At 59.5% G+C, this 21973-nt stretch carries 22 protein-coding genes; 15 read left to right on the top strand and 7 right to left on the bottom strand.

The window, feature by feature from the left end:
- The first annotated feature begins 65 nt into the window (after nucleotides 1-65).
- The 3 genes from IE166_RS19480 to IE166_RS19470 are packed head-to-tail and all read left to right on the top strand — an operon-like array spanning nucleotide 66 to nucleotide 2640.
- Entirely contained in the window at nucleotides 66-653 is a 588-nt protein-coding gene (locus IE166_RS19480; RefSeq protein WP_189507298.1) for a TetR/AcrR family transcriptional regulator, read from the top strand.
- A 16-nt stretch (nucleotides 654-669) separates the two neighbouring features.
- Nucleotides 670-1674 (top strand): DUF2332 domain-containing protein, encoded by a 1005-nt coding sequence (locus tag IE166_RS19475; protein WP_210313002.1) that lies wholly within the window; start codon nucleotides 670-672, stop codon nucleotides 1672-1674.
- A gap of 9 nt (nucleotides 1675-1683) precedes the next feature.
- Nucleotides 1684-2640, top strand: coding sequence for an Ldh family oxidoreductase (locus IE166_RS19470; RefSeq protein ID WP_210313001.1), 957 nt, complete (start codon nucleotides 1684-1686; stop codon nucleotides 2638-2640).
- A 12-nt stretch (nucleotides 2641-2652) separates the two neighbouring features.
- On the opposite strand, the gene IE166_RS19465 is transcribed toward IE166_RS19470, so the two are convergent.
- The gene (locus IE166_RS19465; protein ID WP_189507294.1) at nucleotides 2653-3156 is read right to left on the bottom strand and encodes a DUF6985 domain-containing protein; all 504 of its coding nucleotides are present in this window, start codon (nucleotides 3154-3156) and stop codon (nucleotides 2653-2655) included.
- Nucleotides 3157-3358: 202 nt separating this feature from the next.
- Between IE166_RS19465 and IE166_RS19460 the strand changes: the two genes are divergently transcribed.
- The 3 genes from IE166_RS19460 to IE166_RS19450 all read left to right on the top strand — a co-directional run bounded on the left by IE166_RS19460 (nucleotide 3359) and on the right by IE166_RS19450 (nucleotide 5672).
- On the top strand, nucleotides 3359-3967 hold the full coding sequence (locus tag IE166_RS19460; RefSeq protein ID WP_189507292.1) for a glutathione binding-like protein: 609 nt from the start codon (nucleotides 3359-3361) through the stop codon (nucleotides 3965-3967).
- 155 nt (nucleotides 3968-4122) lie between these two features.
- Complete coding sequence (locus tag IE166_RS19455; protein WP_189507290.1) at nucleotides 4123-4686, top strand: cysteine hydrolase family protein; 564 nt, start codon at nucleotides 4123-4125, stop codon at nucleotides 4684-4686.
- Complete coding sequence (locus tag IE166_RS19450; RefSeq protein ID WP_189507287.1) at nucleotides 4683-5672, top strand: GlxA family transcriptional regulator; 990 nt, start codon at nucleotides 4683-4685, stop codon at nucleotides 5670-5672. Before IE166_RS19455 ends, IE166_RS19450 begins: the two co-directional genes overlap by 4 nt.
- A 93-nt stretch (nucleotides 5673-5765) precedes the next feature.
- Here the strand turns inward: IE166_RS19450 and IE166_RS19445 are convergent, their stop codons facing one another.
- Nucleotides 5766-6668, bottom strand: coding sequence for a LysR family transcriptional regulator (locus IE166_RS19445; protein ID WP_189507285.1), 903 nt, complete (start codon nucleotides 6666-6668; stop codon nucleotides 5766-5768).
- Nucleotides 6669-6812: 144 nt separating this feature from the next.
- Here IE166_RS19445 and IE166_RS19440 point away from each other — a divergent pair, with 144 nt between their 5' ends.
- Both IE166_RS19440 and pdhA read left to right on the top strand, forming a co-directional pair.
- Nucleotides 6813-7229: a DMT family transporter gene (locus IE166_RS19440; RefSeq protein WP_244641610.1), complete on the top strand. Its 417-nt coding sequence runs from the start codon at nucleotides 6813-6815 to the stop codon at nucleotides 7227-7229.
- 22 nt (nucleotides 7230-7251) lie between these two features.
- On the top strand, nucleotides 7252-8244 hold the full coding sequence (gene pdhA, locus IE166_RS19435; protein ID WP_189507283.1) for a pyruvate dehydrogenase (acetyl-transferring) E1 component subunit alpha: 993 nt from the start codon (nucleotides 7252-7254) through the stop codon (nucleotides 8242-8244).
- On the opposite strand, the gene IE166_RS19430 is transcribed toward pdhA, so the two are convergent.
- The gene (locus tag IE166_RS19430) at nucleotides 8235-9029 is read right to left on the bottom strand and encodes an AraC family transcriptional regulator (protein ID WP_189507281.1); all 795 of its coding nucleotides are present in this window, start codon (nucleotides 9027-9029) and stop codon (nucleotides 8235-8237) included. The genes pdhA and IE166_RS19430 overlap by 10 nt on opposite strands.
- A gap of 112 nt (nucleotides 9030-9141) precedes the next feature.
- Between IE166_RS19430 and IE166_RS19425 the strand changes: the two genes are divergently transcribed.
- The 3 genes from IE166_RS19425 (at nucleotide 9142) to IE166_RS19415 (ending at nucleotide 11494) form a co-directional block, all read left to right on the top strand.
- Nucleotides 9142-10059, top strand: coding sequence for a DMT family transporter (locus IE166_RS19425; RefSeq protein WP_113491287.1), 918 nt, complete (start codon nucleotides 9142-9144; stop codon nucleotides 10057-10059).
- Nucleotides 10059-10946, top strand: a complete 888-nt coding sequence (locus tag IE166_RS19420; RefSeq protein WP_189507279.1) for an ATP-binding protein — start codon at nucleotides 10059-10061, stop codon at nucleotides 10944-10946. The genes IE166_RS19425 and IE166_RS19420 overlap by 1 nt, the downstream gene beginning before the upstream one ends.
- A 179-nt stretch (nucleotides 10947-11125) precedes the next feature.
- Nucleotides 11126-11494 (top strand): hypothetical protein, encoded by a 369-nt coding sequence (locus tag IE166_RS19415; RefSeq protein ID WP_113491283.1) that lies wholly within the window; start codon nucleotides 11126-11128, stop codon nucleotides 11492-11494.
- Between the two features lie 85 nt (nucleotides 11495-11579).
- On the opposite strand, the gene IE166_RS19410 is transcribed toward IE166_RS19415, so the two are convergent.
- Genes IE166_RS19410 through traA form a run of 3 tightly spaced genes read right to left on the bottom strand, consistent with a single transcriptional unit; the run spans nucleotide 11580 to nucleotide 18279 of the window.
- Nucleotides 11580-13346: a zeta toxin family protein gene (locus IE166_RS19410; protein WP_189507277.1), complete on the bottom strand. Its 1767-nt coding sequence runs from the start codon at nucleotides 13344-13346 to the stop codon at nucleotides 11580-11582.
- A 3-nt stretch (nucleotides 13347-13349) separates the two neighbouring features.
- The gene (locus IE166_RS19405; protein ID WP_189507275.1) at nucleotides 13350-13619 is read right to left on the bottom strand and encodes a hypothetical protein; all 270 of its coding nucleotides are present in this window, start codon (nucleotides 13617-13619) and stop codon (nucleotides 13350-13352) included.
- Nucleotides 13620-13635: 16 nt separating this feature from the next.
- On the bottom strand, nucleotides 13636-18279 hold the full coding sequence (traA, locus tag IE166_RS19400) for a Ti-type conjugative transfer relaxase TraA (RefSeq protein WP_189507273.1): 4644 nt from the start codon (nucleotides 18277-18279) through the stop codon (nucleotides 13636-13638).
- A 212-nt stretch (nucleotides 18280-18491) separates the two neighbouring features.
- Between traA and IE166_RS19395 the strand changes: the two genes are divergently transcribed.
- From IE166_RS19395 to traG, 3 genes are read left to right on the top strand one after another with little or no spacing between them, the layout of a single operon-like run.
- The gene (locus IE166_RS19395) at nucleotides 18492-18725 is read left to right on the top strand and encodes a TraC family protein (RefSeq protein WP_385965411.1); all 234 of its coding nucleotides are present in this window, start codon (nucleotides 18492-18494) and stop codon (nucleotides 18723-18725) included.
- A gap of 49 nt (nucleotides 18726-18774) precedes the next feature.
- Nucleotides 18775-19038 (top strand): conjugal transfer protein TraD, encoded by a 264-nt coding sequence (locus IE166_RS19390; protein WP_189507271.1) that lies wholly within the window; start codon nucleotides 18775-18777, stop codon nucleotides 19036-19038.
- 23 nt (nucleotides 19039-19061) lie between these two features.
- Nucleotides 19062-20981 carry a Ti-type conjugative transfer system protein TraG gene (gene traG / locus IE166_RS19385; RefSeq protein ID WP_189507475.1) on the top strand — a complete coding sequence of 640 codons (1920 nt, stop codon included), beginning with the start codon at nucleotides 19062-19064 and terminating at the stop codon, nucleotides 20979-20981.
- Here the strand turns inward: traG and IE166_RS19380 are convergent.
- The gene (locus IE166_RS19380) at nucleotides 20965-21369 is read right to left on the bottom strand and encodes a hypothetical protein (protein ID WP_189507269.1); all 405 of its coding nucleotides are present in this window, start codon (nucleotides 21367-21369) and stop codon (nucleotides 20965-20967) included. The two genes, traG and IE166_RS19380, sit on opposite strands and share 17 nt — an antisense overlap.
- Nucleotides 21370-21520: 151 nt before the next feature.
- Here IE166_RS19380 and IE166_RS19375 point away from each other — a divergent pair.
- A partial coding sequence (locus tag IE166_RS19375) for a DUF1173 family protein (protein WP_189507267.1) occupies nucleotides 21521-21973 on the top strand: 453 nt, incomplete at its 3' end.

Raw genomic sequence — 21973 nt, 5'->3', positions numbered from 1 at the left:
CGTTGAGAATTGCGGACTTTTGTCGTACTGTATATTCACTAGTCGGTATACAACGGGGTCAAACGATGGATTCCACGCGCGATAAGATAATCAAAGCCGCATCGTCGCTGTTCTATAAACAAGGCATTCGCTCAGTCAGCGTGGATGCTATCGCCGAAAAGGCGGGCCTGACGAAGCGGTCGCTCTACTACCACTTCAAAAGCAAGGACGACCTCATCGAGGCCTATCTCAAGGGGCGCGATAAACCGAACCTCGATACGTTCGAGAAGTGGTACGAGGAGGCCGAGGGCGACGCAGGACAAAAAGTTCGCGCTATCTTCACAAACCTCGCCCGATCGGCCCGCAGTCCCAATTGGAAGGGTTGCGGGTTCTTAAGGACTTCCGCCGAACTGGTCACGATGCCCGGTCACCCGGCGCTCAAAGCAGCCAACCAGCACAAGGCAGGGTTCGAACGCTGGCTGGGGGATCGGCTTGCAAGCGCCGGTGCGTCTCATCCCAAAGGATTGCCGCAACAAATCCGGTTGCTGCTCGACGGCGCGTTCTCTGTCGTGCTGCTCAATCGCGATCCCACTTATATGGAGATCGCAGGAGAGGCCGCGCAAACACTCGTCAAGGCCAGCCTGAACGCGGTCAAAGTATCGGTCGCGGATTAGGATGGAGGGAAACATAATGCAGATTGCGAACAATGTCGCTGAGCGCTACACGCGATTTGCTCGGCAGGAGGCAGAAGGAAAATCCGAGCTCTACGTCGAACTTGCCCTCGGCGTGGCGGGTTCTGAGCAGTTGATTGCCCTTCTTGCGGGTCTGCCACGGGAAAAACAGCAGCCGAACCTGATTTTCGCGGCATATCGCTGGCTCTTTGGTGTGCCGCGCGGCTGGGATGATTTCCATGAGAATGTGATCGATCGTTGGGACGATGTCCGAAACGTCGCGCTATCACGCATGACACAGACCAATGAGCCAGGACGGTGCGCGACGCTTCTCCCGCTTCTAGCCCGACTTCCCCAGCCCCTGGCTCTTATCGAGGTCGGTGCATCGGCAGGCCTTTGTCTGCTTCCTGATTATTATAGCTACCAGTTTGGCGGCACGGCCCTCCCGGAAGCTCCGCTTGACGACCGTCCGATCTTCTCCTGCAACACGAACGCGGTAACGCCGGTTCCGGAAACTCTTCCTGAAATCCTATGGAGAGCCGGCCTGGATCTCAATCCGCTCGATGTTACAAATGAAGAAGAAGCGGCGTGGTTGGAATGTCTCGTCTGGCCGGGCCAGGAAGCACGGGCGGAGCAGTTGCGAAAAGCGCTCGAAATTGCCCGGGCGGTCAAACCTGAAGTTGTCAAAGGAGACCTTCGTGCTGATCTTGCGGACTTAGCGGGTCGGGCTCCCAAAGACGCTACGCTTGTCATCTTTCATACAGCGGTTCTCACCTATGTGCAGGATGTGAGCGAGCGGGAAGCGTTCTCGCATCACGTCAGCAGCCTATGTCCCTATTGGATTTCGAATGAGTCGCCGGGGGTGTTTCCCTCAATTGCGCAAAAACTCGAAGACGGCGGTGACGATCATCCCGGTAAATTTCTGATGTCGATGAATGGCGAGCCAATTGCATGGACAGATCCTCACGGTCGATCGGTTAACTGGATTGAGACCTCAGCATTTAACGCTCCAACCCCATCATAAGAGCTCAACGTGGCACAATACACGATCGAAGAAGCGGTGATTTTGGCGCGCCGCGCCATTCTGGCTGCTGGGGCAAGCCAAGCAACCGCAGAAGCCCTTGCTGACGCAGTTGTGGCCGCCGAGATGTCAGGCCACAGGGCCGTCGGCTTTACCCATCTGATTGACTATCTGGACGGGTTTAAGACCGGGCGGATCGCTAGAAACGCCAGGCCGGATATCACATACCCGACACCAGTCGCGATCAGTGTAGATGCGAAAGATGGCGTCGCGCAGCTAGGATTTGATCTTGCCTTTAAAGAGCTTGTGCGTAAAGCCAGGGAGTACGGCATATCCCTTTTTCTCCAGGCGAACAGTTATACCGTGGGCGAATTGAGCTACTATACGAGGCGCTTGGCTGTAGAGGGGCTGCTGGCAATAGCGACGTCAAACAGTCCGGCGATGGTCACCACTGACGAGGTCCGCCAGCCTTTGTTTGGCACTAATCCCATGTCATTTGCAGCACCCGTTGCTAGCGGTTCACCGCTGGTCATCGACCAGGCATCCAGCGCGACTGCCTTTGTCAATATTCGAAACGCGGCTGCAAGAGGCACGCCGATCCCGTCCGGTTGGGCTCTTGACGCAGATGGGAAGCCAACGGCTTCGCCAGCAGATGCGCTGAAGGGGCTTCTGCTTCCGTTCGGCGGCAGCCGTGGAGCGAACATCGCGCTGATGGTTGAAGTCCTCTCGGCCGGACTCGCGGGAGGCAAATGGTCCATCGACGTCCCATCGTTCCACGCTGGCTCGCAGCCGCTACGGGTTGGATTGTTTATCACCACTATCGACCCTGCGACCGTCGCTCCAGACTTTCAGATGAGGCTTGCAGAACATCTCGAGCAGTTGGCGGCGAAAGGCTTATACCTACCTGGGCGAAAGCCGCGTCCGGGCCATGTCGAGATTGACGAGGATCTGGCTTCGCAGATCATTTAGATGACAACGCCTTTATTCGCGCGCTTCGAAATACGTTGTAAATTCGTCATCGAGGGCTTTGTAAACAACGTTACGAACACTTTCGTCTCCGTGAGCCGATGCGTTAGACGCGTGACCGTCGTATTCGCCTACCTTGCAAATCTGGCGACCGTCCTTCCAGACCATCCAAAGACCATGCTCTTTTTCCCAAGCGCAATCGGCTGTCACACCGACATACCAGTGCCCATCATCTACTAATTCCGGGATCACCATCAAATGTGTTGGGGAGACGCTCTTCCATATATCAGAAGGCGCTTTCGGCACGCCCATCTCCGCATCCATCCATTCTTCACCGCCAACGGCGAGATGAATATCCTTATAGTAAGCGTAAATATGAGGCGCATCTGCTGATCGATCATTAGGTGACAGCGAAATAAACGCGTTGAGTGCGGCAGCAGCTTCCGGGATCGAAAGATCCGTTTCCTCGTCCACTTCCACCCCAATATTATTGAAATAGGGCAGGCTTACGCGCTTCATCTAGGCTTTACCTCCAAGATCTGTGCGGTAATTGCAGATTGATCAAATTGAGGATTTTACAAGATACGGGTGAAGCTTTCCATCGCTATTGCCTGTAAATCCGCTTTCGCGCCCTGCACGAGCGCAAATTCCATTTGCGAAATCGCATACTCCGCTCGTCGGGAAGTTCCCTAAAGTTCTTTCTGCACAGGGAGAAAACGCAATGAAACTTTATCACGCACCCGGCGCTTGCTCGCTAGCTTCATTGATTGCCGCAGCGGAATATGACATTAAACTCGAACTCGCTCAGGTCGATATCAAAGCATCGCCGCACCTGTTGGCGGACGGTTCAGATTTCCAGGTCGTGAGTCCCAAGGGCTACGTACCTGTGCTAGAGTTGGATGATGGGCAGTACCTCACGGAAGGTGTAGCGATCCTGCAATATCTTGCTGATCAGCGGAGCACCTCCATCTCCAAACCCGTCGAGAAGCCGCTTACGAAGTATCGAATCCTGGAATGGCTGACTTTTGTTGCCACGGAGCTGCACAAGAGCTTCAGCCCCTGGCTGTTCCATCCCGAGTATGGAGAGCAGGCTGCAGCGGTTGCGCGCGCTCGGATCTCCGACCGCTTTGATTTTTTGGAGAAGCATCTCAACCAAAGTGAATATTTAGTCGAATCGACGTTCAGCGTGGCTGACGCTTACTGCTTTTCCATAGTCAGGTGGGCGCCCGGTAAAGGGATCAATCTTACTTCGTGGCCGGCATTGGTGGCATATCTCGAGCGGATCGCGTCCCGGCCAAAGGTGGCTCACGCCGTGCAACGCCACGGTTAAGCGGCGGTCTCGTTCCGGACGAGTGCCGCCGCCTGTTATTATGCAAACAGTTTAGGCTTGTCTTTTTTTGTCCGATCTCTGTCCATGATATGGCTGGATCAGCCCGACAGAAAAGCTAAGATTAGGGCATCCTATATCTTACGGAGTGTCCAAAAATGACCGATACCGCTCTGATCGTAATTGATGCTCAAGAAAGTTTTCGCCAGCGTGCGAACTGGGAAGAAGTGGACAGCCCGACCTATCTCAAGAAGCAACAGGCGCTGATCGACGGCGGCTTGAAAAAGGGTTGGAAGATTGTGCGGGTGTTTCACGCCGAGGCCGATGGAATTTTTTCGCCCGCTTCGGGCTTTGTTCGGCCGCTCGCGGAGCTCAAGCTCGACAGGCCCGATCTCGAGTTCTTCAAGCTCAGGCACTCCGCTTTCGTGGGGTCGCCGCTCGAAGTGTTCCTGATCGAGAACGGCATCCGCCGCCTCGTTGTGTCTGGGATTCGCACCGAACAATGCTGTGAAACAACCGCACGCCACGGGTCCGATCTCGGTTGGCAAGTCGACTACGTTACCGAGGCGACCCACACAATGCCGCTCACCGACGCGAGCGGAAAAACTTGGACGGCTGACGAGATCAAGGCTCGCACGGCTGCGGTGCTCGACGGACGCTTCGCCCGCGTGTGCACGATCAGCGAGGCTTTGGGCGGCGCAGCGAGAGCCGCCGCTGCATGACGGCGCGGCGTAGGATCCCGACCTATGTCGTACTGCCGGCGCGGACCCTGCTGCTCGACGTCGCGGGGCCAATAGAGGCCCTACGCTACGCCAATCGGCTGCAGCAGGAAGTGCAGTTCGACGTCAATTACATAGGGGCATCGCCCGAGGTTATAACCTCAATCGGGTTACGCGTTGCTGGAATCTCGCTGCTCCCTGAGGCGATGGAGCCCGGAGCCATGATCGTGATCGCGGGCAATACCGACGAGCCGATGAACGCAGGAAAGAAGCTTGATGCAGCCTATGACGATTCAGATGAATTGGTCCGTTGGCTCAAGCGAAGCGTGAAACCCGGCATGCTGCTCGTGTCGATCTGCTCGGGTGCTCTTCTGGCTGGGCAAGCGGGGCTGCTCGATGGTGTTAGATGCACCACGCATTACAGTGATTGCGACCGGCTCGCCGAAATTGCGCCTTTGGCCAAGGTGCTGGAGAACCGGCTCTATGTCGAGGACGGAGACCGTTACACCAGTGCCGGGATCACCGCCGGCATCGACTTGATGCTGCATATCATCGGCCAGCTGACCAGCCCGGCTGTCTCGGCCGCAGTGGCGAAGTCGCTGGTTGTCTATTTCCGCCGTTTTGGCACTGATCCGCAGTTGTCGCCCTGGCTTGAAGGGCGCAACCATATCCACTCGGCAATCCACCGCGTTCAGGACGCAATTACCGCCGATCCCTCACGCGATTGGTCACTCGCAAGTCTGGCGGACATCGCCATTGCTAGCCCCAGACACCTCAGCCGCCTGTTTAATGATCAAGCCGGCATGAGCATTCCCGACTATCTCAACCTGTTACGCGTGGCACTGGCGCAGCAGCTTCTGAGGGAAACGAAGCTCGACATGGAGCGGGTGGCGGAGCGCGTGGGCTTTGCTTCTAGCCGGCAATTGCGTCGTGCCTGGGGAAGGCTCAACAGCATGCCTCCGAGCGCGGTTCGGCGCAGCGGGAACTAACCAGTTCAGCTTCGCAGCAACGGAATAGTAGCCGCGGGAGCCGATCGAAGATTCAACGCTTCCCGAACCGACGATAAGACGTTCCGCAACCATCTATGTTAAGCGCCGTTTCAGCACTCCCTCAAGCAACTCGCGACGGTCGATCAAGCCTTGCCCGACCACATCGAAGAAGGCGCGGACGCGCGCGGTATTGCGGAGATCCTTGTGGGTGATGAGCCATAGCTCCCGCGTAAGCGCCGCCTCCGGGCCCGACACGCTCTGGATGTCGTCCTCTTGATCGCCGAGATAGCAAGGAAGCAGCGCCATCCCGATCCCGGCCTTCACCGCCATCATCTGGTTGATCAGGCTACTTGACCGATAAACAATAGCTTCTCCAGGTACGGTTTCGGCGAGCCAAGTTGCTGCGGCCGCAACGGCCGCCGTGTCCCAGCCGATAAATCTGTGGCCCTTGAAGGGGGCGATCGTCACCTCGGGTCGGTCGCAAAGGTACTTGGGACTGGCGTACAGAGCCCAGGCCGTCTCGGCGATCTGTCGGCCGAACAGATCACCCTCGATCGGCCTTGTCGCGCGAATGGCGATGTCAGCCTCGCGACGCAAAAGGTCGAGTTGCCTATTATCGACCAGCAGTTCAAGCGTAATACCGTCATGACGTGCGCGAAAACTGGCGAGCAGGTCATTCAGCAGGCGGTACGCCAACGATTCGGAACAGGTGATGCGCAGGTTTCCTGAGAGGCGCGCGTCCCTTCCCGTAATGTCTCGGTCAAGGGCGAGGGCCTCTTCCTCCATCCGCTCCGCGGCAAGGATCATCCGCTCGCCGGCGTCAGTAGCACGATAAATGCCCGCGTCTCGCTCAAAAAGCTGAACCTGAAGCTTTGACTCAAGCGAATTTAGCCAGCGGAAGATGGTCGAATGGTCGTGGCCCAGCACTTTAGCTGCTCCTTTGAGCGAACCGCTTCGGCTGATTGCCAAGATGAGGCGAAAGTCGTTCCAATCCATCAATCTCTTGCTCCACAGAAAGCCAATCGACGGAAATCATCCCGCTGTTTGCAATGCTGCAAGTTACCCGGGCGAGCGGTACACCGCAAGCCAAGGGCCTTGCAAGGCTGCAAACGGCCTTTTCGAAACGCCACACTCGCTTGCGTGATCGAAGAGCTATGGTGGCGTGATGAAACAATACCGCACAATTGGAGCAACAGCTTCTCAGAGGCCACGGTCCCGGGGCGTCCAATGAACTCGACTACCGCCTGGGTGCTTTTGATCCTTTCGGGCCTGGTAGATATCGCCTGGGCCGCCAGCGTGAAGATGTCCGCCGGATATACGCGTCCCGGATGGGCGCTTGCATCGCTCCTGCTTCTATTCGTCTTCGTCTACGCGCTCGGGCGCGCCTTGGAGGTTTTGCCGATCGGCACCGCCTATGTGGTGTGGACCGGAATCGGCGCGGTCGGGACCGTCGTGATCGGCATCGTCGTCTTCAATGAGCCGGCGGGAATGATGCGGCTGTTGTGGATAGCCGTCACGCTCGCCGGGATCATCGGCCTGAAGGTGACGAGCCAATAATCAAAATCCAAAAGGTCCAGCCATGAAAGCCAAACTCAAGACCGAAACCAATACGACATTCCGCAAGGAAGACGATTTCAGGGCCTATGAGCAGATGGTCCTCATCCGTCGCTTCGAGGAACGTGCTGGCCAGATGTACGGACAAGGGCTAATCGCCGGTTTCTGCCACCTCTACATCGGGCAGGAGGCAGTCGTCGTCGGCATGCAGATGGCGATCGAAAAGGGCGACCAGGTCATCACTGCGTACCGAGATCATGGCCACATGCTCGCCCTCGGCGTAGAGCCCAACATCGTCATGGCTGAACTAACCGGCCGCGCTTCCGGTATTTCCGCCGGCAAGGGAGGTTCCATGCACATGTTCAGCCCTGAATTGGGCTTCTATGGCGGTCACGGGATTGTCGGCGCGCAGGTGTCGATCGGCACCGGGCTGGCTTTCGCCAACCGCTATCGCGGCAATGACCGGGTCTGTTTGACATATTTCGGCGATGGCGCGTCGAACCAGGGCCAGGTCTACGAGAGCTTCAACATGGCGAAGATCTGGAACTTGCCCGTTGTCTATGTGATTGAGAACAACCGCTACGGCATGGGAACGAGTATTGAGCGCGCTTCTGCGACAACAGATCTTTCGCAGCGCGGAGCGTCATTCAACATCCCAGGCGAGCAGGTCGACGCCATGGACGTGCGAGCCGTCTATGAAGCGGGTAAGCGGGCAGTCGATCGGGCCCGTGCCGGAGAGGGGCCGTTCATCCTTGAGATGCTCACATACCGCTATCGCGGGCACTCGATGTCCGACCCGGCCAAGTATAGGTCGCGGGACGAGGTCCAGAAGATGAAGACCGAAAACGATCCGATTGATCGGGTGATGGCGCGCCTTCTGAATGACTGGAAGGTATCGCCAGACGATTTGAAAGAGATCGATAGGAGGATAAGAGCCACTGTGGTTGATGCTGTCGAATTCGCAACGGTAAGCCCTGAGCCGGCAACTGCTGAGCTCTACACCGATGTTTATGCCTGAGCAGTTTCAGTGACGTCCCTCACCGCGTAAAATCCGGTCGGTGGCATGCCAAAATGCCGCCGGAACATGGCGGTAAAAGCGCTTTGACTGGCGTAGCCACTGTCCAGCGCGACATCGATGATGCGGTCACCCTTCGCGATACGTTGCAGGGCGCGCAACAATCGGGCTTGCTGGCGCCACTGCGCGAAACTCATCCCGGTCTCGCGCAAAAAAAGGCGCTGCATCGTTTTCGACGCGATACCTGCACGGCGGGCCCACACCTCTGCTGATGCCGTGTCAGCGGGGTCAGCGAGCAGGTCTCGACACAAATTATGGGCCCGAGCCTCTGAAGGCATAGGTAGATGGAGTGGTAGCACATCCATGGCACGCACTTCATGGAGGATCAGACGCATCACACAACCATCGCGATCGACCGGATCATAATCGAGCGGAATGGACATCGCAGCGAGAATGAGTTCGCGCAGCAGCGGTGAGATTGCAATGACGCAGCTGCGGCTCAAAGGAGCGATCTCCTCGTCTATGAAGAGCGTGCGGATCTTAACATGGCCCGACATCTGTACGTTGTGACGCTCGCCAGCGCGGAGCCATAAGGCGCGGCTTGGCGGGACGACCCATGTGCCTGTTTCAGAGCGAACCTCCATCACGCCTTGGATCGCGTAAAGCAGCTGTGCCCGGGGATGATCATGCATGCCCGTGGTTGAGCCGCTTGGATAGTCTATCTCCATCCCCGCCATCGGACGCGGCGTTTCATGGAAAGCTAAGTGCCGCTTCGCTAGATCCTTCATGATTCAAAGTCCCAAATTCTACAAGATATGTCCGTATAGCGAGATACGGATAGCATGCTTCTACGATAAGCATGAAGGACTTTTGAGTGTGATCGACCGAGGGGCCAACTAGTTGAACAAAAATTTCGCATTCCTGTTTCCGTTATTGGCGATCGTCCTGTGGGCCGGAAATGTCATCGTCTCGCGCCTGTCCGCGCACACGATTGGACCACAGGCAATCACCTTCTACCGGCTACTCCTGGCCGTCGCGTTGATGACGGCCTTCGTCGGGGTTCCCGCTTGGCGGAACCGCACCGTTTTGTGGCAACATTTCGGTCAGCTCGCTGTGCTTGGCTTTCTCGCCATGTGCCTGTTCCAAAGCCTGTCTTACCTTGCGGCCGAAACCACCACAGCGACGAACATGGCGGTCTTCACCGCTCTGACGCCTCTTCTGACGGTCGCGTTGAGTTCGCTTGTGCTGGGCGAAACCGCCACCGTCGGTGTTGTCGGCGGAGGGATCGTGTCGCTGGCAGGCCTACTCTATCTGGTAAGCGGCGGCGCGCCTCTTTCGCTGGTCAAAGACGGCATGCATGCTGGAGATGCGCTGATGTTCGTCGCGGCGATCGTGTACGCGCTGTACGGCGTCCTGCTGAAACGTTGGAGCCTGCCTATTCCAAGTTGGCAATCGACCTACGTTCAGGCGCTGTGCGCCCTCGCAATTATGTTCCCGGCGGTGTTGGCGACGCCGGTATCCATGCGCGCGCTTAATGCCGAAACTGTGCCGCTGATAGCCTATGCGGGCGGGCTGGCATCAATCGTGCTGCCCTATTTCTGGATTAGAGGCGTTGAGCTTCTCGGGCCGAGCCGAGCCTCCGCCTTCATGAACCTGCTGCCGGTCCTAACTGCAGCCGGTGCGATCGTGATGCTGGGGGAACCCGTGCGTATATACCACATCATCGGCGGTGGGATCGCGCTTGCTGGCGTCGTTCTAGCTCAGACGATCCGTACTCCACTGCGCCCAAAGGCGATTCACGCGGGGGGAGCCAACTGATGAGCGACGGACGCCTCAATCTTGACGCGGGACTGATGGTCCGTCTGGTAGAGGCGCTTGAGCGCCTTGCACCCGCCGCCTCGCCGTCAGGACCTATTGAAATGGCCGAGGGGTACCTCTGGGCCCCGCACGACGGCGGGCTCGTACCTGTACGGGACATCGCGCATGTCGACCTCCGGCTCTTACAGCGGATCGAAAGCCAGCGCGAGGCGCTCCTAGAGAATACGCGAAACTTCGCCCAAGGACGGCCCGCGAATAATGCGCTGTTATGGGGCGCACGCGGGACCGGAAAGTCGTCGCTTGTCAAAGCCGTGCACGCATACGTGAACGCAGAGATGGAAAATACCGGCCTGCCACTGGGCCTGATCGAGGTCCAACGCGAGGATATCTCAACGCTGCCCAAGCTTCTGGCACTTATTCAGCCAGAGGCTCCACGTCGGTTCATCCTCTTTTGCGATGATCTTTCATTCGATTCTGGAGAAACGGAATACAAGTCTCTCAAATCGGTACTCGACGGCGGGATCGCTGGCCGCCCGGATAATGTTATTATTTATGCAACTTCGAACCGGCGTCATCTGCTTTCGCGGGACATGATCGAGAATGAAAGATCGACGGCAATCAACCCGGGGGAAGCTGTGGAAGAAAAGGTCTCGTTGTCGGACCGCTTCGGTCTGTGGCTAGGATTCCATAACACCGATCAAGAAGGCTACGTCGAAATGGTCCTGGCGTACGCAGATTATTTTAAACTCGCCATACCGGATGATGAGCTCAAACGGCGCGCGCTCGAATGGTCCATGCAGCGAGGTGCTCGATCCGGGAGGACTGCGTGGCAGTTCATACAAACCTGTTTGGGGGCAGCCAGCGATATTGAAAGGCAGGGATCTTAAAGGCTGCGGCGGCTCGGGCATACGAAAGACTATCAGCCTGCGAACCAACACGCCTCGATCACACGAGGTACACTCACTAGTGAGTTTATCCGAGCGCCGATCGGAATAGGTTTCTCCTTCAGCTAAAGCTTCCCGCATCGCTGACGGTCGGGATGCTAATAAACACGAATGAGGTTGGTATGACATTTCTTGAAACCACGGCATTGCGCTGCCGACCACCGGACAACCTCGCTGAGCTCTACGCTAAATATTCGGAGTTTCCGGTGTACCGGATCGACGACGATACAGGTGGATTCCTCGTTGAATATGAAGATAACTCATTCGCAATCGTCAAACCAACTCCTCAGTCATTGGAAATCGAAATCCGGTCGGCGGAATACATTCTTTGTGGAGCGATTGGCGCACAAGTTCTCGCCACGTTGCATCGTATTGTCCCGGAAATCCCGTCGGAGGTCCCCTTCAAAATCGAAGGCCGTCGTCCTCATGTCGCATGGGATGAGATAACTCGCACGAGAACTCCTCTGAATTTCTGCCCGAACGCTTCGTGACACTGCGGCGGAACAGCAGTGCCACGAGGTTTGATCGAGCTTTCGCTTTGAAATGGCATTTCCTCCCGGTCTGCCACCCCGGAACTCACTGCTTGATGGTGATCGCGACGCTATGGCCACGTGCGAGTTGCTGTTGACGCATGCGCAACTGCAAGTGCACTGCTTGTGTTTGGGACTGGAGGCGCGCCAGCGAGGCGACATGGGCTGGTGACACAGCGAGGCTTCGCGACAGCCTATCGAAATTCCCTGATGTCAACGAATTCTTATCCGAGGGCGTTAGCCGGCGATTGATAGACGACGTAATGCTGTCCAATTCGCGTTGCAATTGCGGGGCCGCGTGCAACCTCGCGGTCTGCTCGTGAGCCGGCGCTCGCAGAATTGCCGTCAATCCCTCGGATGGTGAGCGGATCTCCTGGCGGTATCGATGTTGTTCCTCCCGATGCCTGGTTTCGATCTGATGCCGCTCGAAGTCCACCGTGCGGCCATAGTCCTCCATGGCAGCGGCAAGTTGTGGCAAATGCGCTCGCGCGGTCTGCCGTTCAGGACTTTCTGCACGCAGGAACCTGCTACCCTCGCCAGCCATCGGCCCAAGCCTCCCGGTCCGGATGTCCTGGCCGGCGACGGAGCCCGCCATGGCTCCATCGATGCCCTCGACCGTCGCCGACGTAGTCGCGGCATTTCCATAGACGAGTTGCGATAGCCGTTTGATTTCCGAACGTTTTTCCTCCAGCCGCGTGGATTGCCGCAGCTTGACCCCAATCTCGGCCTCGCTCAGATCAGGCAAGTCACGCCCGGGAATGAGGACCTCTCCCGGCCGAACATGCTGGTCGCGTTTTTCGACACGCTTATCCCCGACGCCGGGGCCGGCCGATCCCATTTCAGCATCGACCGAAATGACCGGGCTTCGATCGATGCCGATCCGCGGTTTGACCTCCTGGGCTGTCTTCATGGCGTCATCGTTATCTGACCGGCGGCGCTCGGCCAGGAACCAAGCGAGATCATCGCGCGACTGGGCCTTTGCGTCATCGATCAGCGCCGCGGGGGCATTGCGGGCCTCCATACGGGCCACCACCCTGCTCCAGACAATCACGAAGCCGTCGATGTCCTCTCGCGACAATGGACGGTTGCGCGTTTCCTCCAGGACCTTGCGCTCGATCGCGGCTGCCAGCCATTCTCCTTTGGAAAGCGTATTGCCGTAAACCACCTCCCCATCTGAGCGCTGGATCACGACACGATCGGCGAGCTTCCGGCGCTCAATGCGCTCCAGGCTGTCGGCGAGACCCGTGACGGCGGCATCATGCACAGCGCGCGGCGGGATCCGTGCGGCTGCTCCGGCATGGTGCATTTCCTCAAAGCGGTAGTGGCAGCCCTGCCAGCTGACACGAGGACTGACAGCCAGCACGCGCGCCTCGACACGATAGCCCGCCGATCGGCCGGCCGTCATGACCTTCTCGACATTGTCAGGGGTCCGCATGGTCGTCTCGAATACGACATGGACGCCACGCTCGGTCGCGGCAGCGAGCAGCTTTTCGCTCCAGATGCCGGCATCGACCTGCGTGAAGCGCGATGCGGTTGCCGGATCGGCATTCTGGTGCGCGACAAAACCGGGATGATAGGATCGCAGATCATCCCCGACGATCCGGATGGTGGGCCCTGTCTGCTCCAGCTCGGTGTGGCTCGCGGTGAGCACGGCGGTTTTGCCGGAGCCAGGCTGGCCTCCGAGCACGATCAGGGTCGGCGTCCGATCCGCCGTTCCTATATCGTCAGGGACATAGTCGGGCAGGATCTCCGTGCGGAATATGTGTTCGTTCTGGGCCTCTGACAGGCGACCGATGACAGCTTCGTCCGCCATCGGTCAGAGCTCCCGCCAAAACAAGGCAGCGTCCTTCACCCGTGGCCCCCATTCCGTGATCACGGCTTCGATCTGTTCGGCGTCGCCAACACGGATGCGGTTCTGCACCGCAAGCAGCTCGCGCCGCTTTGCGCGCAGCGCCTCGGCGCCGGCCGGATCGGTCGCCTCGATGGCGGCGACGCGTTCCGAGACCAGCCCGCGCGCCTGATTCATGATTTCGATGGCAAGCTCGGCGCGTACGATCGCGTCGAGCGTTGTGGTCTGTCCGGCCATTATCTTGTCCTTTCTGCTATCTCTTGATGCCCTTCGCCTGGTTGAGCGCCCGCATCTGGCGCTCGGCGATGATGTCCTGAGTCTTGTCGGCGCGAACGGCATTCTGCAGCACCTTGAGGCGAGGCTGCATGGCCTCGAACACTTTGCGCTGCGCCGCCGGAACCCGATTGACGATATCACCCTGTCCACGAGCGACCGCGCTCGGCCCGAACCGTTTGTCGAGGGCTTTGCTGACGGCTGCAAACTCGGCCCTGACTCTCGCGTCGAGCGAGCGGACAAGCTGCGTTATGTCCTTGGGCGACTTCTCGACCGCTGCCGTCAAGCGAACCAGCTCGGTCGTCGCCCGTGGCGACAGGCCCGGTACTGGGACGCTCATCCGTTCCCGATCGTCGGTAACGGCCGCCTTCTCCGCGTCGAATGCGCCCTGCCAGGCCTTGCCGGCCGCGACGATATTGGCGGTAACACCCACCACTGCCTCGACCGCTGCCTTGCGTTCCCGACCGGTGGCGATGAGCCGATCTATGACCCTGTCCGAGCCGCGTAGTGGACCATAGGCGGCAGGGTCATTCTCGACAGCACGAGCGACACGCTCCGGCTCGATGCCCTTGACGAGCAGACCCTCGATCGTCGCAAGGGCCGCCGCGGGTTCGCGCCAGACACGCTGGGCGGCGTCGGCAAGCGCTGCGCGCTGCTGCCTGTAACCGGGGACCTCCAGTGCTCGGGTCCTGGCTTCATCATGGACTGATGCCGCGAACTCGGTGACAGCCGCGAGCATCGGCAAGGCAGGTGGCCTGGACATTTCCGGGGCCCCGGCTTGATCGTAGGCCGCCGGCGCCACGATCCGCGATGGATCACGCCGCTCCGCCAGATGTTGCAGATCGTTGAAGCGGCGCACGGCCGAAAACAACGTTGTAAGCTCTTGCCGTCTTGCCTCGGACGCGCCCTCGGCCATGCGCTCGACCATCTGCTTTTCGGCATATTGGTCGGCCTTCCCGGTGAAGGCGCTCCAGCCAAAGCGGGCGGTCAGCGCTTCGCCGACGGCCTTCATCTCCTGCACCAGCGAACGCTCTTCCGCGGCATAGGCAAAGGCGGTCTTGTAGGCACCCTCGCCGCCCTTCTCGCGCACCGCTTCGATCTCCGCGAGCCGCGCGACAGCATGCGGTGAGAGTGCAGGAACCGAAAGCGACATGGCGGCGCGGCGTGCATGCTCGCGGTTCTCGTAAGTGACCCGATCGCGCTTGAAGGTTTCAGCGTGGGAGCGCGCCAAAGGCTCGAGCTCTTCAACAGCAGCGACTGCAACGGCCCGCTCCGCGCGCGCCATCTGTCCGTCGACCAGACTGTCGCTGCCCCGCACGGCGCCAAGCATCGAGGGACTGCGAGCAAGATCTTCACCAAGCCGCCGCGGCTCGATATCGAATTCCGATGCCTGCGCGTTCAACCGATCGAGGGCAGCGGCAGGATTGCGATAGATGCGCTCGAGCACGGGAAGCAGGATCGCCTCGCGCTCTTTCCACCGTACCGACGCCAGATGTTCGACGCGCGCGGCTTCTTCCACAGAGCGGACAAAACGCGCCTGCGGTGCGAGCAGATATCGCGCCTCTTCGTCACCCGAGGCAATTGATGCCGGGGCGACCGTTTGCGTCCGCACCGCCTGATCGTTATAGGAGACGCTGCGTTCCTTCTCGATCGCGAAGCCAAGCGCGACGCTGGCGCGCTCCCAAAGCCGCGCCACGCGATCGCGTTGCGCGCCAATCCACGACAGATGCCGCTCCACCCCCTGCTCCATCCCGGTAGCAAGTTCGACGGCATGATCCATGTTGCGGCGGCGGGCGAAGTCGACAATCTGGGCCTGGTAGCCCGCTTCGGATTCGTAATCGAGCGTGGTCGACTTGGCGCCGGAGCGGGCCAGGCGCTCGACCAACTGCCTGAACAGTTCCGGGCGATGGCTTTCCTGGTCGATGCGCTCTTTGCGGATTTGCGCCGTCTCAACCTGCTCGGCGATCCAGACGTTGCGCTCGACCTCGCGTTCCTCAAAAGTCTTCTTGCCGGTTTCGGGATTCACGACCGGTATCTTCACCGTGACAAGCTCAACACCGTCCTTGCGCAACGTGACGGTATCGCCAGTTTCGACGGCTCCCTCTTTCAATGCCTTTGGCAGGCTGACACCCCAGACGCGATGGACCACTCCGTCGTCGGTTTTCACATCCGCATACGGGCTTTCTTTTGCATTCTCGTCATCAGGCCGGAATTTCGCCTCACCGGTCTCGACCAGCTCGCCGGTGACGCCGGCGGCGTGATCGACCCGCTGCGCCCTGCCCCATTTCTCACGTGGCGCAAAATCGTCATGCGCCATGTAAAGATCGGCCTGATCGCGATGCCGGGACATCGCCACATAGGTGAGGTGCTGGTCCATTATGCCGGTGGCGAGAACAAAGGTCCGGTCGACCGTTGCACCCTGCGATTTGTGCACCGTCGCCGCATAGCCATGGTCGATATTGCGATAGGTGTCCTGGCCGAAAGTTACCTCACGGCCCGCATCCAGCTTCACGGTGAGCAGCGTTTCGCCGCGCTCGGTCGTCGTACGCACGACGGTGCCGAGCATGCCGTTCTTGACGTGCTGCACGGCAAGATGCTCCGCGCGCTTTTCAAAGAAACGGGCATTCTCGAGGAAGATCAGTCTGTCGCCGATGGCGAACTGCCGCTCGCCCCGTTCGGTCTGGTATGCCCGATGCTCCGCAAGCGCGCCCTGCCCTCCCATCACTGCGCGGATCGCCTGGTTGAGCTTCCCGACATCGTCATTGGTTTGCGCCAGGACCAGCAGCTCGGAGCCGGTGAGCGTGCGGTCTTCGCTTGCGGCCTTCCTTCGGTATTCCTCTCTCGCCTGCCCCCAGTCCTCGACGATCCGCTCGATCACGGCATCGCGGGTTTCAAGCTGATGGATGCGGTCATGCTGCGCATAGGCATCGAGCGCCTCTTCGACTTTTCCACGCGCGAACAGGCGAGACGCATCGCGCGCCCACTGTTTGCGCTGGCGGCGCACGCCGGTCAATTCGGCGAAACCGATACGCTCGACAATCGCCCGGAACGCCGCGCCCGCCTGGATGGGCTGGAGCTGCATCGGATCTCCGACCAGCACCGCTTTCGCGCCGGCATCTTCCACGATTTTGAGAACACGGGCCAATTGCTCCGACGACACCATGCCGGCCTCGTCGACCACCAGCACGTCGCCCTTTCGCAGCTTGTCGCGCCCGTCCGCCCACGCCAGTTCCCATGACGCGATCGTGCGCGATTTGATACCGGAACTTTGCTCCAGACCTTCGGCCGCTTTGCCGGCAAGTGCCGTACCGACCACCCGGCGGCCATCCGCCTCCCAGGCAATGCGCGCCGCATCGAGCAGGGTGGATTTGCCAGCACCGGCCAATCCGACCACGGCGGATATGGCGCTGTCACCTGTGACATGCCGGACCGCATCGACCTGTTCGGCGTCGAGCCTGAACGGCTTCTCCGGATCGCGGCTCTCGACCACGCGAATGGCGTTTGCGACCTTCTCGGGGTCCACCCGGAAGCCGGATCGGCGCGAGAGTTCCCGCGCCGACTGCGCCATATCGTACTCGGTGCGCAGCATGGACCGCGTGGTGAACACGGCGACGTCACTTACCTTTCCGGTGTCCGGATCGATCTGCTGCGGCTTCAGCGTGACCAGATCCGATGACGCCATCAATTGCGCGCGAATGTTGGCGAAGACGGTGGGATCGTCGACATAGCGATGCAGCGCCCTGGCGATTTCCCGCTCATCGAATGTCGAACGTTCGCGGCTGAGCTGCTTTAGTAAAAGGCCGGGTTCGTCAGCAAGGCGGTCGGCCATTTCCTGCCGCCGCGCAAGAGCCGCGGGAGCAAAATACATCTCCCTGCCCTTCCGCGCCAGCGCCGCCTTTGCCGGGCCCAGATGACTTTGCGCAATGCCGTCGAGCCCCTGTTCGGCATAGGAGCGCCCGTCGAGACGAATGTCATGACCGGCGAGTGCCAGATGCCTGTTGGCCGTTTCCGCCCAAGCGATCTTCCACGCCTTCATCGTGTCCTTGTCGCCGGCCCACAGCCGATAGACGATCTTGCCCTTGAGTCGATCGGGGGTGACGACACGCAGCGGCTCGCCGTTATCGCCGAGAACCGCGACCTTCTTGTTGCCGAACCCGTCATCAGTCAAAGGCCGCAAGGTGGTCATCAGATGGATATGCGGATTGCCGCCCTTGTCGTGATAGACCCAATCGGCAACCATGCCAGCTGACGTGAGGTTGTCGCGCACGAATTCGCGCACCAGGGCGATGTTCTCCGCTTTCGTCAGTTCCTCGGGGAGCGCAAAGATCATCTCGCGCGCAAGCTGCGCATCCGCCCTCTTCTCGAATGTGTCGACGGCATTCCACAGCACCTCGCTGGCGCCGGCGATTGTCCGCCCGTCGATCATGGTGCGGAGCCACGCCGGCGTCTCATCCGGCAGCGCCAGTTCCTCATGCACAAGCTCGGCCTTGCCGCCCTCATAGCGGAAGCTCGTCCCCGTCTGCTCTTCCTCCATCCTCGTACGATGGCGATAGGCGGCTGCCGAGACGACGCTGCGCCCCGCTCCCCGGCTGATCACCTGTGCCCGTACGAACATGATCGCCATGCGATCCAGACCTCTCCCAAGCATGTCGCGTTCAGCGACGTATATTGCGCCCTCGAACAGATCGGGCCGCAGGACCGATGCCGCTTCTCGGGATGCGCCCTTTCGGGCGCAGACCAAAAGTGAGCCTCACGGCTCGATGGAAACTAGCATCTTTTACTCTGCGTTTCTACACGGTATAATCGCCGCGTAAAAGAAGGCGACCGGAAAGGAAAATGCAGAAAATGCGCGCTAAATCATCGGTATCTGAAATTGACGCACAGATTGAGAAACTACGCGAAAAACGCCGTGCAATTCTCGCCAAGGCCAATGAGCGCTTTGCTCGCGCCGCTGCAAAGGCAGGGCTGGCGGAACTCGAAATTGCGGACAACGAACTCGACGCGATTTTCGAGGAAATCGCCGCCCGATTTCGCAAAAGCGGCAAAGGGCCTTCAGGCGCATCTGCTTAAGCGCCTCGATCGGCGCATTCTGGCTCTGGAGCGAAGGCGGCGGCAGACGATGACAGAGGATCGCAAGAAGGACGCGCGGGAGAAGATCACATTGGGCGGGTTGGTCGTGAAGGCCGGGCTGCGCCAGGCCGACCGCGCGTTTCTGCTCGGCGTGCTGCTGGAAGCCGCGACCATCCGCGTCGGATCGGCCGAGCATCATCGGCTGAAAGCGAAAGGCGGCATGGCATTCCAGCGCGAGCGCATGAAGAGCGCTGAACTGACGGAGGCGGGATCGCCTGTCTCCGCCGGTTCCGAAAAGTCCAACGGCGAATGAGCGCCAGCGAAGGGTTGCCGGACATGGCGGGGAAAATGAAAATTAAGACGGCGCTCTTATGGGCGATGGTGCCCGCCGTCGTGACAGCGATGACGCTGGCGATCACATCATACAGATGGCAGGAAATGGCGTCCGTCTTTCCGCCGGGCAATGCCTATTGGTTCCTGCGCTCCGCGCCGGTTCCGAACCTGGTCTTTGGTCCGATCGCCGGACTGATCACGGTCTTCGCCCTGCCCATGCATCGCCGCCGGCCGGTGGCGATGGTCAGCATGATCTGCTTTCTCGGGGTCGCCGGCTTCTACGCTCTGCGTGAATATGCGCGGCTGGCCCCATCCGTCGAGAGCGGCGCAGTGACCTGGGACGCGGTGCTGTCCTATCTCGACTTCTTCGCCGTCATTGCCGCAGCGGTCGGTTTCGTGATCGTCGCGATTTCGGCGCGCATCTCCGTCGTGGTGTCCGATCCGGTGAAACGAGCGAAGCGCGGAACCTTCGGTGACGCAGATTGGCTCACCATGTCGGCGGCCGGAAAGCTGTTTCCGCCAAACGGCGAGATCGTCATTGGTGAACGCTACCGCGTCGATAAGGAGACGGTCCGCGACGTGCCATTCGATCCGGCCGACCGCGAGACGTGGGGCAGCGGCGGGAGAGTGCCTTTACTCACCTACAAGCAGGATTTCGATTCCACGCATATGTTGTTCTTTGCTGGATCAGGCGGGTTCAAGACGACGAGCAATGTCGTGCCGACGGCGCTGCGCTACACCGGTCCTCTGATTTGCCTCGATCCCTCGACGGAGGTGGCACCGATGGTTGTCGAGCACCGCACGCGCAAGCTCGGCCGTGAATGCATGGTGCTCGATCCTTCAAACCCCGTCACAGGATTTAACGTCCTCGACTGGATCGAAACGTCGAAACACAAGGAAGAGGATATCGTCGCCGTCGCGCATATGCTGCTGTCGGAGAGTGCGCGTTTCGAATCCTCGACCGGCAGCTATTTCCAGAACCAGGCGCACAATCTCCTCACGGGTTTGCTCGCCCATGTGGTTCTCTCTCCCGAGTACGCTGGACGGCGCTCATTGCGCAGTTTGCGCCAGATCGTCTCCGAGCCGGAACCGTCTGTTCTCGCCATGCTGCGCGATATTCAGGAAACATCGGCATCCGCCTTCATTCGCGAAACGCTCGGTGTCTTCACCAACATGACCGAGCAGACATTCTCCGGCGTGTACTCCACGGCATCGAAGGATACGCAATGGCTGTCGCTCGACGATTACGCCGCGCTTGTCTGCGGCCGATCCTTCAAGTCGAGCGATATCGTTGCCGGCAAGAAGGACGTGTTTCTCAATATCCCGGCCGCCATCCTGCGGTCCTATCCGGGTATTGGCCGGGTGATCATCGGATCCCTGATCAATGCCATGACACAGGCCGACGGCGCGTTTCAGCGCCGGGCCTTGTTCATGCTCGATGAGGTTGACCTGCTCGGCTACATGCGCGTGCTCGAAGAGGCGCGCGATCGTGGGCGCAAGTACGGAATCACGCTGATGCTTATGTACCAGTCGGTCGGCCAGCTCGAACGGCATTTCGGCAAGGACGGCGCGACGTCGTGGATCGATGGGTGCGCTTTTGCCTCCTACGCCGCGATCAAGGCGCTGGAAACGGCGCGCAATGTTTCGGCGCAATGTGGAGAAATGACCGTCGAGGTCGAGGGCAAATCCCGCAATGTCGGTTGGAGCAATTCCAACAGCGGAAATCGCAAATCGGAAAGTCTCAATCTGCAACGCAGGCCGCTGATCATGCCGCATGAGATCACGCAGCAGATGCGCAAGGACGAGCAGATCATCATCGTGCAGGGACACAATCCGATCCGCTGCGGGCGAGCAATCTACTTCCGGAGAAAGGACATGGATGCCGAAGCTAGTCCAAACAGGTTTGTCAAGGCTTCCGGCTAAATCGTGGCCGATATCTGTCGAAAGGATCCACTGCGCCTGTGGGCGCGAACCAGTCGAGGAACAGATTGTAGCCGACAGCGAATACGAACATTCCAAGCGCCGACGACAGGAAGAACCACCACGGCATAGGCGCGGTATCTGGCTTGAGGAACACGCCAAGCGACACGGGGAGCATGACGATCGCGGCGAGTACGAGAAAGCCTGTGAAGGCACGGAACGCACAGGCGACGAAATAAAGCAGATGCCATGCAGCGTAGAAGCCGGCGCGCCCAACCGCCTCAAGCGTATTGAAGGGCAATGCGATGAGAAAGGCCATTGGGCGCAAACTGGTCGAACGATCGCCAGGGGCAGCGTCGAAGGCTTGGTCGGCGTTTGTGGGGTCTCGCATGCCTTGTCCTTTCGCGGAGCGCTTCATTGTACCCGAAGTTGGAAGAATGAGAATCGGCAGAGTCCAACTGACGCAACCGAAGCACGAACAAAAATAGATGTGAGCCTGAAGGGGAGAATATTCGGATGATCATCGCTGGAAGCGAAAGACCATGAGCCGGCATATCCGCATGGGCGGGATTGATGTTGATGTCGAAGATACCGCGTTCGACGATCGATTGGCGGATGCCTATTCGCATCGTGAACATCCTCTTTGCCTCTGCGAGGCAGAAGGCGTGCCGATGTATATCGCGCGGTTTGAAGACCGCCATATCCTGAAGCGGATGCCGGGCACCGGGGCGCAGCACGCGTCCGACTGCGAGTCCTACGAGCCGCCATCCGACCTGTCGGGCCTGAGCGCAGTCGAGGGCGAGGCAATTATCGAGAATGTCGAAGACGGCACGACGGCCCTGAAGCTCGGGTTCAGCCTCTCGAAGCTCGGCGGACGGACTGCACCCGCGATTGGTGACAACGCTGATCCCGGCGACGTCAGGACCGACGGTGCCCGATTGTCGTTGAAGGCGATGCTGCATTTCCTGTGGGACCGGGCACAGTTTAATCGCTGG

Origin of the sequence: Tianweitania populi (assembly GCF_014652875.1) — a bacterium.
GTDB lineage: Bacteria > Pseudomonadota > Alphaproteobacteria > Rhizobiales > Rhizobiaceae > Tianweitania > Tianweitania populi.
The sequence above is the reverse complement of the archived record's forward strand: the minus strand, read 5'-3'. Positions and strand labels throughout refer to the sequence as shown.